Source organism: Streptomyces sp. DF42 (assembly GCF_058267695.1).
The window spans coordinates 5,317,803-5,333,875 of record NZ_CM177859.1 but is presented as its reverse complement, the minus strand read 5'-3'; the positions used below and the strand labels follow the sequence as shown (position 1 = coordinate 5,333,875).

Below are 16,073 nucleotides of genomic sequence, written 5' to 3'. Positions count from 1 at the left end.
GTGGCGCCGGGGTCCGTGCGCTGCACGATCCCGGAAGGATCCTTCTCGATGTGGCGCTCGCGGTCGCCGACCGTGATCGACTGAGCGACGCCGCGACGCCGCGACGACCGAGCCCGAAGTCACCTGATGCCGCCGGACCCCATCCGTGAGCGGCAAGCTGTTCTTCCTTTCCGAAAAAAGTTCAAAGGACAACCCGCTCGACGCTTTACCTATTGAACGCCGCCCGGTTGGCTCTAATTATGAATGCCTCTCTAAAAATTTCGCCAAATTGCCTCACTCGTTTGCCGCACATCTGGAGAAGCGCGGCATGCGTTAGCGGACTATGACGAAAGCAAGGCTCTTTCCCTCGCCCCACTCCGGAGCGACGGCGGAGAATCTTCCCGCGACCCGTGCTGTGGTGGTAGGGCGATACATCTTCACGCCCGCCGCGGCGTACTCATCGCCCGATGCCAGCGGCACCCTGCACGTAGACGGCGCGAAGGTCGAACTGCGGGTCACTGAGCCGCTGCTCAGCGACCTCCTGACCCTGCTGGATACGGCCCAGGAGGAACTCAGCCGGCGATGGAACAGCCAGGGGCGTTCCGATTGTCACGCATCCCGCGCGTGACGGGGGGTGGATTTCGTGAATCACGATTATCCGGATCATTGGTTCGCTCCGCAAAGTCGGTATCCCGGCCCGTACGCCGACGAACAGTCGACCGATTGGCACAGGGGCGCTTCCGACACGCTGCGTTCGATGGCGGCCCCGCAAGAGAACTGGGACCCGGTCGAGGAACTCACCCACCTTTTGCAGGATGTCGCGACGGCAGAGCAGGGGGCTGCCGCCCGGCCCCCTCGTAGCCAGCCGTCCTCCGGCGCCGACGCCGACGACGCGATGGACAACCTCGTACAGCTCACTGCTGAGTTGCCACCCATCCGGCGCTTCTCTGCCGGGCATCGGAAGGTGCGTGCTCGCAAGCTGCGCTTCACGTGGCTGCAGACTCTCAGCTTCGTGATCGCCGCGTTGGCGGCCGCCATCGTGTCGATGGTGAGCGTCTTCGGTGGCATGGTGGCCTACTCACCTCTGCAGCACGTCGCGCCGGGTGCACGAGGCGCCACGGCCTACGCGTGGCCTCTTCTGATCTACGGCCCCTGGATGGTGGCCTCGCTGTCCATCCTGCGGACTGCCCTGCACCAACGACGTGCCGTGCACTCCTGGTTCGTCGTTCTGCTGTTTTCCTCCCTCGCGATGATCCTCTGCATGGCCGAGGCCGAGAGGACGTTCACGAGTGTCGCCGCAGCCGCCCTGCCGGCTGTCGCTTCCCTGGCCTGCTTCCAACAACTGGTCCGTCAGATCACGCTGACCCGCCCACCGCGCCAGCGGACCTCCCGTCGTCGACAGCGCCCCGCCAGGAGACCTCCGGAGTCCCAGAAAGCCAAGAGCGGTTAGCCTCGCGCTTTCGCCGGCTCACCGGCACTTCCCGTCGATGACTGGCTTGTTCCCGGCCGGCGGGAGCTGATCCGCGGCATCGATTCCGCCCCGCCGCCCGGCAAGTTCCCCAGGTGCGAACGGAACACCCGGCCTCCCTCGTCGTCCGCCTGTCCTGTGGAAGGGGCTCAGGACTGTGTCTTGCTGCGTCGGTGCCGGGCGACGGCGAATGCTCCGACCGCCAGGACGGCGACGCCGCCGCCGACGGCCGCGAGGGTGGTGGGGCTCTTCGCGGACGATCCGGATGCCTGATCGCAGTACGAGCCGCCCGCGGCGATGGTGATGGTCGTATGCGTCTGCTTCGCGGTGAGCCCGGATCCTTCGTGGTGTCCGGCGATGTCGACGGGATAGCTGCCCGGCTTGATGCCGCAACGGATCGCGCCTTCGCCCTGGCCGTAGCTGTTCTTCTGCATGGTCACCTTGACGGGGTGCGCGAACGCCGCAGAGGTCACGGTGAAGCTGCCGTTGTCACCAACGGCCAGGGACGTCAGGTCAACGCCTGAGGTGACCTCGACCGGCGCGCCCGGCCGGAGGAGCCCGTCGGGGGTGCTGTCGCTGTCTGCGGAGGCGATGCTGACGGCGAGACCCGGATCATCGGCGGCGTGGGCGCCGGGGGCAGTTGCCAGACCTAGGGCGGTTGCGGTGAGGACGATGCCGGCTACGCGCAGGTACATCGGTGCTGCCTCGCCTTCCTGGACGGTGATCAGCTGGCCTTCGGCGGGACGAGTACGTGTTCGCGGCCGAGGGTCGTCGTGGTGTCGGTGTAGAGGGTGGTCTCGCCGTCGGACCAGCGCACGAGCAGGTCGTTGGGGTCCCCCGGTGTGTAGGCGCCGGCGGTCATGACGGTGGCGTGGGTCCACAGCTTGTTAGAGGACCTCAGCTTGATCTCCGTTCCCACGCCGGAGGCGGAGGAGTCACGGTAGAGGGTGAGTTCGCCGTCGGACCAGCGGACGATGACGTCCCAGTTGGCGCCTCCGGTGAAGTTTCCCGCGGCGAGGATGGTGGCGTGGCGCCAGGTGTCGTTAGGGGGCTCCAGCTTGTTCTCGTGGAGGAATCCGCGGCTGTCGACATCGGTGTAGAGGGTGGTTTCACCGTCGCCCCAGCGGACCATCAGGTCGTCGGTCCACTGGTTGGGGCTGTAGCGGCCGGCGGTGATCTGGATGGCGTCCTTCCAGGTGCCCCCGGGCTTGGCCATCTGGGTTTCGTTGGCGAAGCCGCCGTTGCCGTCTCCGGTGTAGAGGGTGACTTCGCCGTCCGACCAGACCACCATGAGGTCGGAGGCGTTGCTGCCGTTGAAGTCTCCGCCGGCGATGGTCCTGGCGTGGGTCCAGGTCGAGGACTTCGCGATCCGGCGTTCGCCGGAGAAGCCGCCGTTGCCGTCTCCGGTGTAGAGGGTGACTTCGCCGTCCGACCAGATGGCGATCATGTCGGTCCTGCCGTCGCCGGTGTAGTCACCGGAGGCGGTCTTCATGGCGTGCTGCCACACGCCTCCGCCGGTGGGGTACATGCTGTAGCCGCGCGGGTACTGACGGGGAGTGGTGTTCCTCTTCGCGGCGTCGTAGATCTCGAAGGCCCGCTGGTCGTAGGTGGCGGCGAACGAGATGCGGTCGCTGTTGTTCTCCAGGCCGCCGCCGTAGTAGCCGCCGAGGTCGCCGATGACGGTTCCGCTGCCGGTCCTCTCGTTCAGGCCGGTGATCCAGGGGCTTCCGGAGGTGCCCCCGTAGAAGCCGCCGCAGTCCATGCGCATCTGGTGGTAGCCGGGCAACTGGCGGGTGCCGACACCGGCGCAGACGAAGGGCCGGTTCTTCGGGTTGTGGCTTCCGGGGTAGCCGATGACGGTGACGTTCTGCTTGTACCGGCCGTTCACGCTGCCGAGCTTGAGCGCTGCACCGACGGCCTTCTGCACACTCTGCCGTCGCTTGTTGCCGGCGACCCGGGCGAACGCGTAGTCGAAGTCGGAGTAGGCATCGCGGGTGGGATGGCCGTCGGCCTGGTACCAGCGTGCGTCCCGGATCCACCGCTGCACCGCGAACCGGCCGTAGGGGGCGGGGTTCGTCGCGGCGCCGTCGTAGCGGGGCACGAACATGCCCTTGGAGCCGCCTGAGCAGTGCGCGGCGGTCAGGATGACGTTGCCCTGCGGGCTGTCAACGACGCTCGCGGAGCAGAAACGTCCCATGAGCTTGTCGGTGGCCGGGTCTGTCACGTAGTGGAAGAACGTTCCCACCGTGGGGACACCTGCGAAGTAGTGGCCGTTCCTCGCCGCAGCCGCCCCGTTCACGGTGGAGGCGGGTTTCCAGCCGGCCGGGGCCCCGCCGCGGGGGCTGTCCGGGGTGGCCCGGGCCATCCGCTGGGGGGTCCAGAACTTCTCGGCCGCCGCACTCGTCCATGCTTCCCCCGGGCCCGCGTCGTGCGCGGTGGTGGTGGGGGCGGTTGTGGTGGGGGCGGGGGACGCGCTGACGGGGCTGGACACGGTCGGCACCGTACGGGCGTCGGTGTGGGAACGCGGGGTGTGCGCGGAGGCGGGAGACGCCGCCGCGAGGACGAGCGTGGAGGCCGCTATCGCGGCACATATACGGAACGTGTCACCACGGGTGGGTAGTTGCACGGCTTCCTCATCTGTGAACACGTCTGCGGTCTGGGGGCGGCGGGAAGCGCCGGCCGGGTGCGGCCGGCACCTTCTCCCGTGACGGGGACACGGGCGGGTGGGCGGGCACCGGACCCGTCCCCGCGCGCGCACCGCGACGAGGCCGGAAGCCTGACCAAGGCTGGATGGGGAATCTATCTTCCGGGTGACCGCCCGGCTCATGCGGGGGTGCGGCCTGGCGCGCGGGCCCCACCACCGGCTGTCACAGATGCGGGCCGTGCCCTGTCATCTCTGCGGGGTGAGTTGCGGAGTGAGTTGCAGAGGAGTTGGGGGAGTTGGAGGAGCGGGCGCATCTGCGTGCCCCCGTCCCGAGGACGGCTGACCCGACGGCGACTCGGGCAGAACGTTTCGAGTGGCAAACACAGCCGAACACACGGGGCGGGGACCCGGGCGCGCCCGGCGGGAGGAGGACCCTCGTCGTGGGCGGCTCCGGCAGACAGCGGCCAGGCTCGGACCCCGAACCCGTATCGGGAAGTCCTGTGAAGATCGCGCCGGCACCGGGCAGGTGCGCCCGAGCCGGACGAGAAGGTTCCCCGAAGACGACCGGCTCCCGGGCGGGCACCGGCGCCTGATCCTGCCCCGTCCTCCTGCCCAGGGCCCCCGCCCCCGCACCCCCGCCGGTTCCCGTCCCGTGCCCCGCATGGTTCGGCTCCGGTCCCTCCCCTCGTGGGGACCGGTGCCGAACGTTGCGGGCGGGCTGTCGGGCTCAGGCGATGAGACCGGCACCGCCGTCTCATGGATCCTGTGGAAGCTGACCGAGAACGTTCGTCGTCATGGACTGTTTCCACGGGCGCTGAGCTGACGGCCTGCGCTGACGGCCCGCACTGACGGTGCGCGGCGGTTCGCCCTGCATCGTGATCCTGCCAGCCGTGGCTGCCGGTGAGGAGATTCCGGGTCCGGTCCGGAGACTTAATTCCCAGGTCAGCCGTATAAAGTGAGTTTTCCGGTCCGGATGTCCATCCGGAGGTCCAAGCGCGGGGGAAGTAAGGGGTGGGGGCCTTGAGTTCCCCTTCAGGGGCGCGTACCGCCTTCGCGGAGCGGCTCGCGCTGCTGTACAAGGAAGCCGGCAACCCTCCCCTCGCGCGCGTGGCCGAGGCGGTCGTGCAGCTTCAGCGGGTGGACGAGCGGGGGCGGCCCGTACGGGTGTCCGCCCAGCGGATCAGTGATTGGCGGCGGGCCAAGAACGTGCCCGCGCAGTTCGCCGCGCTCGCCTCGGTGCTGCACGTGCTGATACCCCAGGCCCGGCGTTCGCGGCCGACGCCGGTGTCCGCCGGGCTGTACGACATGGGCCAGTGGCAGCGGCTGTGGGAGCGCGCCGTGGCCGACCCCGCCGGTGACCGTCCGGCGGCGGCCGCGGACGTGGAGGAGCGATCCTCGGACGAGGCACCGACCGCCCCCGGCGTGTGCCCGTACCGGGGGCTGGCCTCCTATCGGCAGGAGGACTCCCGCTGGTTCTTCGGCCGGGAGCGCAGCACGGGCGCCCTCGTCGACCAGCTCCGGGCGGCGGAGAGGACGGGCGGGCTGGTCATGCTCGTCGGCGCCTCGGGGGCGGGCAAGTCCTCCCTGCTGAACGCGGGTCTGGTGACCGCCGTGCACACCGGCGCGCTCAGCGACGACGACAGCCGGCCGAGGGGCGTGGTGCAGCTCGTGCCGGGCGTCGATCCCGTCGGGGAGCTGACGCGGCGGATCCCCGAACTCGTCCCCCTCGTCCGTGTCGTGCCCACGGCCGGGGACATGGCGACGGAGGACTCGGGAGCAAAGCACGCGGGAGCAAAGCACGCAGGGGAAGGAGCGCCTGGTACTCCACAGTTCGCGCGCGCCGTCCGGGGTGCCGTCGCCACGTGGGCCCGGCGCGAGACGCCCTCCGCGGAGCGGCCCGTCGTCATCGTGGACCAGTTCGAGGAGGCCTTCACCCTCTGTGCCGACGAGGCGAGCCGGCGTGCGTTCGTGCAGATCCTGCACGCCGCGTGCTCGCCCGCGGGACCGGACGAGCCGGCGCCCGTGCTCGTGGTCCTCGGCATCCGCGCCGACTTCTACGAGCAGTGCCTGAGGTATCCCGAGCTGGCCGACGCGCTGCAGCACCGGCACATGGTGCTCGGGCCGTTGAGCACGGCGGAGCTGCGCGACGCGGTGACCGGGCCGGCGAAGGCCGTGGGGCTGGAGCTCGAACCGGGCCTCGCGGAGCTGATCGTCCGGGAGGTCAGCACCGACGGGCCCCGCGGTACGCACGACGCCGGTGTGCTGCCGCTGCTCTCCCACGCGCTCCTCGCCACCTGGCAGCGGCGGAAGGCCGGGCGGCTGACGCTGGCCGGCTACCGGGCCGCCGGCGGGATCCAGGGTGCGGTGGCCGCGACCGCCGAGCGGGCCTGGTCGAGTCTCGATGCGCCGGCCCGTACGGCCGCCAGGCTGCTGCTGCTGCGGCTGGTCCGGCTGGGCGAGGACACCCAGGCCACCCGTCGGCGAGGCACACGGCGACAGCTGGCGGAGGAGTCGACGGATCCCGGCAAGACGGAGGAGTCGCTGGAGGCGCTGGTCCGCGCCCGGCTGGTGACGCTCGACGCGGAGACCGTGGAGATCACTCACGAGGCCCTGCTGCATGCCTGGCCGCGGCTGCGCGACTGGATCGACGAGGACCGCAACGACCATCTGCTGCGCCAGCAGTTGGAGGAGGACGGCCGGGCCTGGGAGGGCTCGGACCGTGACTCGTCGCTGCTGTACCGGGGTTCCCGTCTGGAGCAGGCCCGCAGCTGGGCGAAGTCGGCCGGTGACACCTTCCTGACCCGCAGCGCGGTGGAGTTCCTGGCCGCTGCGGTACGGCTGCGAAGGCGGACGCTCGTGATGCGGCGCGGCGCGGTGTCCGCGCTGGTGGTGCTGTCGATGCTGGCCGTCGGCGCGGCGGTGCTCGCGTGGCAGCAGCGCAACGACGCGGTGTTCGAGCAGGTGGTCGCGGAGGCCGACCGCGTCCAGTACACCGACCCCTCGCTCTCCGCCCAACTCGACCTGGTGGCCCATGACCTGCGACCGGATGACGCGGCCACCGACAACCGGCTGATCTCGATCGTGAACGCGCCGCTGGCCACACCGCTGCTCGGCCACACCGGCGCCGTCTACCTCACCTCGTTCAGTCCGAACGGCAAGGTCCTGGCCACCGCCAGCTACGACCGGACGGTCCGCCTGTGGGACGTCAGCGACCGCTCGCACCCGAAACCGCTGGGCAAGCCGCTCACCGGCCACACGAGCTGGGTGAGCACGGCCGTCTTCAGCCCGGACGGCAGCACCCTCGCCAGCACCGGCGACGACGGCACCATCCGGCTGTGGGACGTACGGGATCCCGGGCACCCCAAGTCACTCGGTACGCCCCTGACCGGCCACACCGGCACGATCTACCTGCTCGCCTTCAGCCCGGACGGACGGACCCTGGCCTCCGCCGGCGAGGACCACACCGTACGTCTGTGGGACATGAGCACGAGCCGTCCCACGTCGCTCGGCGCCCTCACCGGTCACACGGCCGCCGTGCGCTCGGTGGCGTTCAGCCCCGACGGGCACCTGCTGGCGGCCGGGAGCGACGACGACACGATCCGGCTGTGGAACACGGCCGATCCACACCGTACGAAGCCGATCGACACCGTGCTGAAGGGCCACACGGACACGGTGCACTCGCTGGCCTTCAGCCCGGACGGGCACACCCTCGCCAGTGGCAGCGCGGACGACACCATCCGGCTCTGGGACGTCACCGATCCGCGGCGCGCAGGGCGGCTCGGCGCGCCGCTCACCGGCCACACCGGTCCCGTGTGGTCCGTGGCCTTCAGCCCCGACGGGGGCATGCTCGCCGCGGGCAGCGCGGACAGCACGGCGAGTCTGTGGAACGTCAGCGATCCGGCCTATCCCTCGCAGGTCGGCGAGCCGCTCGCGGGAAGCAGCGGCGAGATGTACGCGGTCGGCTTCAGCCCCGACGGCCGCACCCTGGCCACCGGCAGCGGCGACAGCAAGGTCCGTCTGTGGTCGGTGCCGACGGCCGACATGGTCGGCCGCAGCGGAGCTTTCCGCCCGGACGGGCGGGTGCTCGCCACGACCGCGAGCGACGGGCGGGTCCGGCTGTGGGACGTACGGCATCCCGGCCGGCCCAGGGCGCTGAACAAGCCGTTCAAGCCCGGGAGCGGTAGTGACGGGGCGCTGACGTTCTCCCCCGACGGCCACACCCTCGCCGTGCTGACGGCGAGCCGCGCGGTGTATCTGTGGAATGTCAGCGACCCGGCGAATCCGGTCCCCTACGGCCCGCCCATCGTTCTGCAGACCCGGTTCATGGGGCCGGACGCGCTGGCGTTCAGCCAGGACGGGCTGACGCTCGCGACCGCGTACACCGACCGCGCGCTCCGGCTGTGGAACGTCAGCGACCCGTCGCACGTCGTGCCGTACGGCGCGCCGCTCGCCGGCCACAAGGGCTATATCAACGCCCTCGCGTTCAGCCCGGACGGGCACACGTTCGCGAGCGGCAGCGCGGACGGCACCATCCGGCTCTGGGACATCACCGACCCACGCCGCACCACTCCCGTCGGCACACCTCTCACGGGTCACGCGGGCCCGGTCAACTCGCTCGCCTACAGCCGGGACGGCCACACGCTGGCCAGCGGCAGCGACGACGACACGGTCCGCCTGTGGAACGTCGCCGACCCCGTCAGGGCGACCGGTCTGAGCAGGCCACTGACCGGCCACACCGAAGCGGTCGCGTCGCTCACCTTCAGCCAGGACGGCCACACCCTGGCCAGCGGCGGCAACGACAACACGGTCCGCCTGTGGAACGTCGCCGACCCCTCCGCGGCCGCCCCGATCGGTCAGTCGATGAGCCCCAACGCCAAGACCGGCAACTTCCTGTCGTTCAGTCCCACGAGCCACATGCTCGGAGTCTCCAGCGGCTCCGACACGGTCCGGCTGTGGAAGCTGGACCCCGACGACGCCATCCGGCACATCTGCTCGACCACGCGGGGCGTCCTGACGCCGGAGAAGTGGCACGAATATCTGCCGCGGCTCTCGTACAAACCTCCGTGCGGCCGGTAGAACGCACCGTGTTCGAGGATGGCCGGAATCACCAACTGCGGTGCGCCACCTGCGAGTTGACCGATGCAGACCACATGATCTCAGCCACAACCGCGGGCCGCGGCCGGGCCTTCGGCTCCCGCGGCGGCTGCGGCCTTGTTAGGCTGGGCCACAGCCCGATCGCTGGTGCATCCCCCGTCGCCAGCGGTCGGGCCTTCGCATGTCCCGCAGCGCCCGTGTCTCCGGTGGATCACCGGCCGCCGCGGAGTTCGCGGAGGGCGGTGACGAGCGCCTCGGCCTCCGGCTCGACCGCGAGGCCGGCCCAGGCGTGCAGGGCCTTGGCGTGCTCCTGGATCAACGACATCCGGGCTTCCCATTCCGCCCCGGCCCGGTGGTTCGGGTGCGTGGTGATCTGCCCCGGGTGCTTGCGGTACATGAGGCCGGTGTCGCCGGTGAACCATCCGTCCGCCAGAGCGTCGAGTCCGAGCAGAAGTCCCGTGTCACCGGAGGCCGGCAGGGCCATCCACCCGCCGAGCAGCGCCAGCAGAGGGCGCCGCACACACAGCGTGGCGGGGTGGATCCCGGGCCGGCGATGCTCGGCCCAGAACGCGTACGCGCTCCCTCTCGGGAGCCGGCCGGGTTCCGGATCGCCGTCGAAGGAGACGGTGCTGCCGTCATCGAGGAGGTCGAGCACCCGGGACGTGGTCCAGCCCACCGCTGGGTGCTCCTCCAACACGGCGATGTCGCGCGCGAGAGCTCCGGCGGTGAGCTGGTCGTCGGCGTCCAGGTTCCGCACGTAGACCCCCGTCGACCGGGCGAACGCCAAGGTCCGCGCCACGTGCGGGCCGCCACGCCGGGATGCCGAGATCCGGATGCGCGGATCGTCCGCCGGAAGATGCGCGGAGCTCTGCACGTCGTCTCCGTCCTCCTGCACACACCACTCCCATGACCAGCCGTCAGGAAGGTCCTGGGAGCGAAGGGAGGCGTATGCCTCCGGGAGGAACCTCACGCCCTCTCCGTGCACCGGCGTGACAACCGAGACGATCTTGTTCTTGCGGGCCTCTCCGGGACTCATGGCGAAAGCTTACGAAGTGATCGCGAACAGGTTCCGGCAGGGCCGGGCGGGCGGCCCGCGGATGCTAGCGGCTGCCGCCGGCGGCGGCGGCGAGCCAGTGAGCGATCCTGCGTACCGTGGTCTCGTCGAGGTGGTCGACGATCTCCTGTACGGCGGTCAGGTCGTCCGGCGCGAGGTCGTAGACACCTGCCTTGCTCAGCCCGGCCAGGAGCACCTGCTGCCGGCGACTGTTCATGCGTTCCGTGAGTCCGCTCGGTTCCCCAGGAGCGACGGACGGCGCCTGCGGTGCCGTATCGGCGGGGGCCGCGGTCGACACGTCGTAGCGCTGCCACGCACCGCCCTTCGGGCCCCACAGACCGACCGCGAGGTCGCCGCCGCGTGCCCGCACGGTGTGGGCCATCTCGCCGAGCGCGTACTGCACGGGGGCGCGGTGGGGCGACTCGGCGCACACCTGCCAGGACGCCGAGGAGGTCTGGTAGAACTGCGCGACCCAGCGTGGCGTCCCGGTCGGCTGCGGACTTCGGGGACGTGTCGTCGTCTCCACTGCGTTCACCCCTTCATGACCCTTCCGGAAGCTGCGCGGCAGGGGGACGATAACTGACGACCAGTCAGATATCCAGGGATGCATGGATGCAAGGAGCTGGAGACGAGCCACGCCGCTCGCGCGCGGAGTGCGCACGACCGAGCCGTGGCCGCGTGCGGACACGCCGGGGTGGACAAGTCCACCGCCGAACTCGTGCCGAGGACTCCCACCGGGCGGGCCGCGGGCGCCCCGCGCCTGTCCGCCCGGTCCCTCGACGCGCTCTCCGCGAGCCCACCCGACGCCGCACCCGACCCCGCGGCCGACGCCCACTGTGCGCGGAACGCCGCCGCCGCGGCCGCACTTGCCGCACAGGTGGCCCACTCGGTCGACGGCAGCGAGGCCGCACTCCGGGCGTTGCGAGCCGCCCTCACCGCCTCTCAGGCCGCCGCGGTCGCGGCCGGCGGATCGGCGCCGGGCAGGGACCCGTCCCTGAACTCCGCCCCCGACGACGCCGAGGAGCTTGCTGTCGCCGCGGCGCGCGAGGCCGGGTGGACGGTCGTCAGTTGTTCCACGACTCGTCGTACGGATCCTTCGGCGTCGCCACCGGTATCGCCGCCGTGACCTGGAGATAGGGGATCGGGCCGTTGTTGACGGGGTCCTTGGTCCGCCTGGCGGTGTACGTCCCGGTCACTTCCAGCCACTTGTCCGGTTGCAGCACCGGGGGGATCGTGCCGGTCAGGGCGATCTTCACCGGCTGGGCGTCCGCCGCACAGCAGTTGAGGGCCATGCGGACCAGGTAGGGGTGGCCGGCCTTGTCCAAGGCGACGAAGCCCGTGATCTCGATCGGGCGGCCCGCTATCGAGCGGCCGTGGTCGTAGACCGCGCGGGTCGCGTAGTCGACCACGTTGAGGTGGAGCGGGCCGGTGGCGGGCAGCTTGTCGTAGCCGTACGGCTGCTGCAGCGCCGTACCGGTGCGCATCGCGCTGTACGAGCCGAGGGCCGGCGGGGCGACCAGGATGAGGGCGAGGAGGGGGAGGACGAGGAGCCAGGAGACACGGGGTTCACGGTGGACGTGACCGTGCCCGTCCTCCGGGTCGGCGCCTCCCGTGTCCTTCCGCTCCCGCCACTCGTACCAGACCGTCGCCAGCGCCGCCGCGATCAGCACCCCGCCCGACAGCAGCAACAGCGGCTGCAGGCCCGCCTTGACGTAGCGCAGGTACAGGTTGGTGAAGCCCGCGTGCAGCAGGGCCGCACCGATGAGGAACAGGACCGCGGCCTGTGCCTGGCGGTTCACAGGAGCACCGATCCGGTCAGGACGGCACCCGCGATCGCGAGGGCGAAGGTGGCGGGGGCGAAGCGCAGGGCGAAGCCGCGGCCGAACGTGCCCGCCTGCATCGCGAACAGCTTCAGGTCGATCATCGGGCCGACGACCAGGAACGCCAGCTTGGCCGTGAGCGAGAACTCGGTGAGCGACGCCGCCACGAACGCGTCCGCCTCCGAACAGATGGACAGGAGTACGGCGAGGACGGCCAATGCCAGGATCGCCACCAGCGGGTTGTCCGCCGCCGTGCGCAGCCAGCTCGCCGGGGCGACGGCCTTGAGCGTCGCGGCGGCCATCGCGCCGATGACCAGGAAGCCGCCCGCGTGCATCACGTCGTGCCGGACCGAGCCCCAGAAGGCGGCGCCCTTGCTCCGGCCCTCGTAGTGCGGGCGCTCCGGCGGGCGCAGCCAGTCGGTGCGGCCGAGGCGTTGCCACAGCCAGCCCATCACGCACGCCACCAGCAGGCTGCCGACGAACCGGGCGAGGACCATCTCCGGGTTGCGCGGGAACGCGACCGCGGTCGCCGTCAGCACGATCGGGTTGATCGCCGGGGCGGAGAGGAGGAAGGCGAGGGCGGCGGCCGGGGTGACGCCCCGGCGCACGAGCGCGCCCGCCACCGGCACCGACGCGCACTCGCAGCCCGGCAGCACCGCGCCCGCCAGCCCGGCGACCGGAACCGCCAGCGCGGGCCGCTTCGGCAGCGCGCGGGCGAAGAACGACGCCGGGACGAACACGGCGATCGCCGCCGAGAGCAGCACACCGAGGACGAGAAAGGGCAACGCCTGTACGAGCACGGCCACGAACACCGTCATCCAGCTCTGCATGACGGGTGCGGACAGCGCGCTGCGGATCGGGCCCTGCAGCAGCACCAGCACGAGCAGCAGCATGGTCAGGACGAGCGGCGACTTCGATTCGCGCCCCCCGTCGGCCGCCTGCGCCTCCGGCTTCCCTGCCTTCTCGGGCTCCCCCGCTGGCTCGGGATACCCCGCTGTCTCGGGCTTTTCGAGCTTCGCGGGCTTTTCTGCCGTGTTCTTCTGCCCCGGCTTCCCGGGCTCCGGTGCGTGGCCCAACGGCTCATGGCCGTCCGCCCCCGTAGGGGCTGCTTTGGTGATGGCCACGGGCGAGGTACCTCCGGTGGTGCGGCGGGGCGCTGGCTCCCTCCCCCTCAATACGGTGGAGAAGGGGCGATCGTTCAGTGACTCCCTTCGGTTGTTGGTGGAACCTATCCTCCCGGTGAGGCAGTCTTCTCCTTCGTGGCGAGCGTTCCGAATCAAAGTCAGCCGGGCGGTGACGGGTCCGCGCACATGGTGGTGTGCGGCGACGACGGACTGGCGCATCGATTGGCCGCCGAACTCCGGGGTGTGTACGGCGAACAGGTCACGCTCGTCGTACCGCCCGCCGACCGCGGTGTACGGCCCCCGGTGGTCGGACGCGCGCGGGCGACGACGGCGGCGCTGCTCGACCGCGTGGTGAACGCGACCGTCAACCGGGCGAACGGCGCCGCCGCCGAACCCGTGGGAAGCGCCCAGGTGCTGGAGGCCGCCGAGGCGACCGAGGAGGCGCTCGGCGCGGCGGGAGTGGCGCGGGCCACCGCACTGGCGCTCGTGTACGACGACGACGAGACCAACATCCGCGCCGCCCTCACCGCCCGTCGGCTCAACCCCCGGCTGCGGCTGGTCCTGCGGCTGTACAACCGGCGGCTCGGCCAGCACATCGAGGAACTCCTCGACCAGGCGGCCGCGTTGGCGACCGGAGACGGCGAGTCCTCCGGCGGCGACGCCTCCACCACCGTGCTGTCCGACGCCGACACGGCCGCGCCCGCGCTGGCCGCCACCGCCGTCGCCGGCACCAGCAAGGTCGTCCAGACCGACGGGCTGCTGCTGCGGGCGGTGGAACGGACGCCGCGGGCCGGGCAGGTGGCCGAACCCGGCCTGGCCACGCTGGCGCTGCTGTCCGCGGAAGGCGCCGAGCACAGCGAGGAGCAGGGCCCGGAGCTGCTGCCCGACGCGGCGGCGGTCCGCGCCGCGACCGGCCGCGGGACCGTCGTACTGGAGCAGGTGTCCTACGCCGGACCCCAACTTCCCCCGGCCCGCGGGGCCGTGGCGTTCTCCTCGCTGTTCTCGCGGCGGCTGCGGTGGTCGCTGGCGGGCATGGTGGGGTGCGTGGTCGCGCTCGCGGTGGCGTTGTGGCTGGTGACGGGGATGCATCCGCTGAGCGCCTTCTATCTGACGCTGCTCGATCTCTTCGCCATCGACGATCCCGCCATCGGCGCGTCCGTCGGGCGGCAGATCCTGCAACTCCTCTCCGGACTCACCGGATTGCTGCTGCTGCCGGTGCTGCTGGCCGCGGTGCTGGAGGCGCTCGGCACCTTCCGGACCGCGTCCGCGCTGCGGAAGCCGCCGCGGGGGCTGGGCGGTCATGTGGTCCTCCTCGGGCTCGGCAAGATCGGTACGCGGGTGCTGACCCGGCTGCGGGAGCTGAACATCCCCGTGGTGTGCGTCGAGTCCGACCCCGACGCGCGGGGACTGGCCACGGCGCGGCGGCTGCGGGTGCCCGTGGTGCTCGGGGACGTCACCCAGGAGGGCGTCCTGGAGGCCGCCAAGATCCACCGCGCGCACGCGCTGCTCGCGGTGACCAGCGCGGACACCACCAACCTGGAGGCCGCGCTGTACGCACGGTCCGTGCGGCCGGATCTACGGGTCGTGCTGCGGCTGTACGACGACGACTTCGCGACCGCCGTCTACCGGACGCTGCGGGCCGCCCATCCACGGGCGTCCACCCGGAGCCGCAGCGTGTCCCACCTGGCGGCACCCGCCTTCGCCGGGGCGATGATGGGGCGGCAGATCCTGGGAGCGATTCCGGTGGAGCGGCGGGTGCTGCTGTTCGCCGCCGTGGACGTGGGTGGGCATCCGCCGCTGGAGGGCAAGACGGTCGCGGAGGCGTTCCGGGCGGGGGCGTGGCGGGTGCTCGCCCTCGACACGGGGGTCTCCGGCGGCCGCCGGGAGGAACCGGCGGCCGAGGAGGCGTACGAGGATGTGCGGTCGGCCGGGGGTTCCGGGTTGGTGTGGGACCTCCCCGACTCGTATGTCCTGCGGAGCTCGGACCGGGTGGTGCTGGCCGCTACCCGGCGGGGGCTGGCGGAGTTGCTGGGCAGGCGCCCCCGGGAGCGGACCGGGGCATGAGCGGTGCCCGGTGCCGGGGCGGGCCCAGTGCCGGGTTGGTATTGCCGCCTTCTCCGGGGGCGCCTCGTCCCGAACCGCCTCGCCCCGGTGCCGGTGCCGAAGCGTGAGCGGTGCCCGGTGCCGAAGCGTGAGCGATGCCCGGTGCCGAAGCGTGAGCGATGCCCGGTGCCGGAGCGTGAGCGATGCCCGAACCGCCTCGTCCCGGGCCCGGTGCCGAAGCGTGAGCGATGCCCGGTGCCGAAGCGTGAGCGATGCCCGGTGCCGAAGCGTGAGCGATGCCCGGTGCCGAAGCGTGAGCGATGCCCGGTGCCGAAGCGTGAGCGATGCCCGGTGCCGAAGCGTGAGCGATGCCCGGTGCCGAAGCGTGAGCGATGCCCGGTGCCGAAGCGTGAGCGATGCCCGGTGCCGGAGCGTGAGCGATGCCCGGTGCCGGAGCGTGAGCGATGCCCGGTGCCGGAGCGTGAGCGATGCCCGGTGCCGGAGCGTGAGCGATGCCCGGTGCCGGAGCGTGAGCGATGCCCGGTGCCGGAGCGTGAGCGATGCCCGGTGCCAGGCGTGAGCGGTGCCCGGTGCCGGGCGTGAGCGGTGCCCGGTACCAGGGCGGCCCGGTGCCGGAGCGTGAGCAGGCGTTGCTGTCTTCTCCAGGCGGGCGCGTCGGCCCGAACCGCCTCGTCCCGGTGCCGGGGCGGGCCTGCCCGGTGCCGGAGCGTGAGCGATGCCCGGTGCCAGGGCGGGCGTTGCCGGCTTGGCCGGGCCCGGGCGCGTCGGCCCGAACCGCGTCGTCCGCGGTCGACCCGAACCGCCTCGTCCACGATCGCCGGACAGG

The 16,073-nt window shown here is 71.5% G+C and carries 11 protein-coding genes; 5 read left to right on the top strand and 6 right to left on the bottom strand.

Going from position 1 to position 16,073, the window contains the following annotated elements; all coding sequences use genetic code 11:
- Nucleotides 1–145 precede the first annotated feature (145 nt).
- Together ACYUED_RS24440 and ACYUED_RS24435 are read left to right on the top strand one after the other, a co-directional pair.
- On the top strand, nucleotides 146–316 hold the full coding sequence (locus ACYUED_RS24440) for a hypothetical protein (protein WP_491285012.1): 171 nt from the start codon (nucleotides 146–148) through the stop codon (nucleotides 314–316).
- Between the two features lie 306 nt (nucleotides 317–622).
- Nucleotides 623–1,429, top strand: a complete 807-nt coding sequence (locus tag ACYUED_RS24435) for a DUF2637 domain-containing protein (protein ID WP_491285010.1) — start codon at nucleotides 623–625, stop codon at nucleotides 1,427–1,429.
- A 167-nt stretch (nucleotides 1,430–1,596) separates the two neighbouring features.
- Here ACYUED_RS24435 and ACYUED_RS24430 read toward each other — a convergent pair whose 3' ends face one another.
- Together ACYUED_RS24430 and ACYUED_RS24425 are read right to left on the bottom strand one after the other, a co-directional pair.
- Nucleotides 1,597–2,142: a hypothetical protein gene (locus tag ACYUED_RS24430; protein WP_491285009.1), complete on the bottom strand. Its 546-nt coding sequence runs from the start codon at nucleotides 2,140–2,142 to the stop codon at nucleotides 1,597–1,599.
- A gap of 29 nt (nucleotides 2,143–2,171) precedes the next feature.
- Nucleotides 2,172–4,073 carry a trypsin-like serine peptidase gene (locus ACYUED_RS24425; RefSeq protein ID WP_491285008.1) on the bottom strand — a complete coding sequence of 634 codons (1,902 nt, stop codon included), beginning with the start codon at nucleotides 4,071–4,073 and terminating at the stop codon, nucleotides 2,172–2,174.
- Between the two features lie 1,029 nt (nucleotides 4,074–5,102).
- Between ACYUED_RS24425 and ACYUED_RS24420 the strand changes: the two genes are divergently transcribed.
- Nucleotides 5,103–9,167, top strand: coding sequence for an nSTAND1 domain-containing NTPase (locus ACYUED_RS24420; RefSeq protein WP_491285006.1), 4,065 nt, complete (start codon nucleotides 5,103–5,105; stop codon nucleotides 9,165–9,167).
- Between the two features lie 229 nt (nucleotides 9,168–9,396).
- On the opposite strand, the gene ACYUED_RS24415 is transcribed toward ACYUED_RS24420, so the two are convergent.
- Complete coding sequence (locus ACYUED_RS24415) at nucleotides 9,397–10,221, bottom strand: glycosyltransferase family 2 protein (RefSeq protein WP_491285004.1); 825 nt, start codon at nucleotides 10,219–10,221, stop codon at nucleotides 9,397–9,399.
- Nucleotides 10,222–10,285: 64 nt separating this feature from the next.
- Nucleotides 10,286–10,765, bottom strand: a complete 480-nt coding sequence (locus tag ACYUED_RS24410; protein WP_491285002.1) for a hypothetical protein — start codon at nucleotides 10,763–10,765, stop codon at nucleotides 10,286–10,288.
- Nucleotides 10,766–10,843: 78 nt separating this feature from the next.
- On the opposite strand from ACYUED_RS24410, the gene ACYUED_RS24405 reads away from it, so the two are divergent.
- The gene (locus ACYUED_RS24405) at nucleotides 10,844–11,365 is read left to right on the top strand and encodes a hypothetical protein (protein WP_491285000.1); all 522 of its coding nucleotides are present in this window, start codon (nucleotides 10,844–10,846) and stop codon (nucleotides 11,363–11,365) included.
- Here ACYUED_RS24405 and ACYUED_RS24400 read toward each other — a convergent pair.
- On the bottom strand, nucleotides 11,304–12,038 hold the full coding sequence (locus ACYUED_RS24400; protein ID WP_491284998.1) for a TIGR03943 family putative permease subunit: 735 nt from the start codon (nucleotides 12,036–12,038) through the stop codon (nucleotides 11,304–11,306). The genes ACYUED_RS24405 and ACYUED_RS24400 overlap by 62 nt on opposite strands.
- Nucleotides 12,035–12,958, bottom strand: a complete 924-nt coding sequence (locus ACYUED_RS24395) for a permease (RefSeq protein WP_491294408.1) — start codon at nucleotides 12,956–12,958, stop codon at nucleotides 12,035–12,037. The genes ACYUED_RS24400 and ACYUED_RS24395 overlap by 4 nt, the downstream gene beginning before the upstream one ends.
- A gap of 411 nt (nucleotides 12,959–13,369) precedes the next feature.
- Between ACYUED_RS24395 and ACYUED_RS24390 the strand changes: the two genes are divergently transcribed.
- Entirely contained in the window at nucleotides 13,370–15,247 is a 1,878-nt protein-coding gene (locus ACYUED_RS24390; protein ID WP_491294407.1) for an NAD-binding protein, read from the top strand.
- The last annotated feature ends 826 nt before the right edge of the window (nucleotides 15,248–16,073 follow it).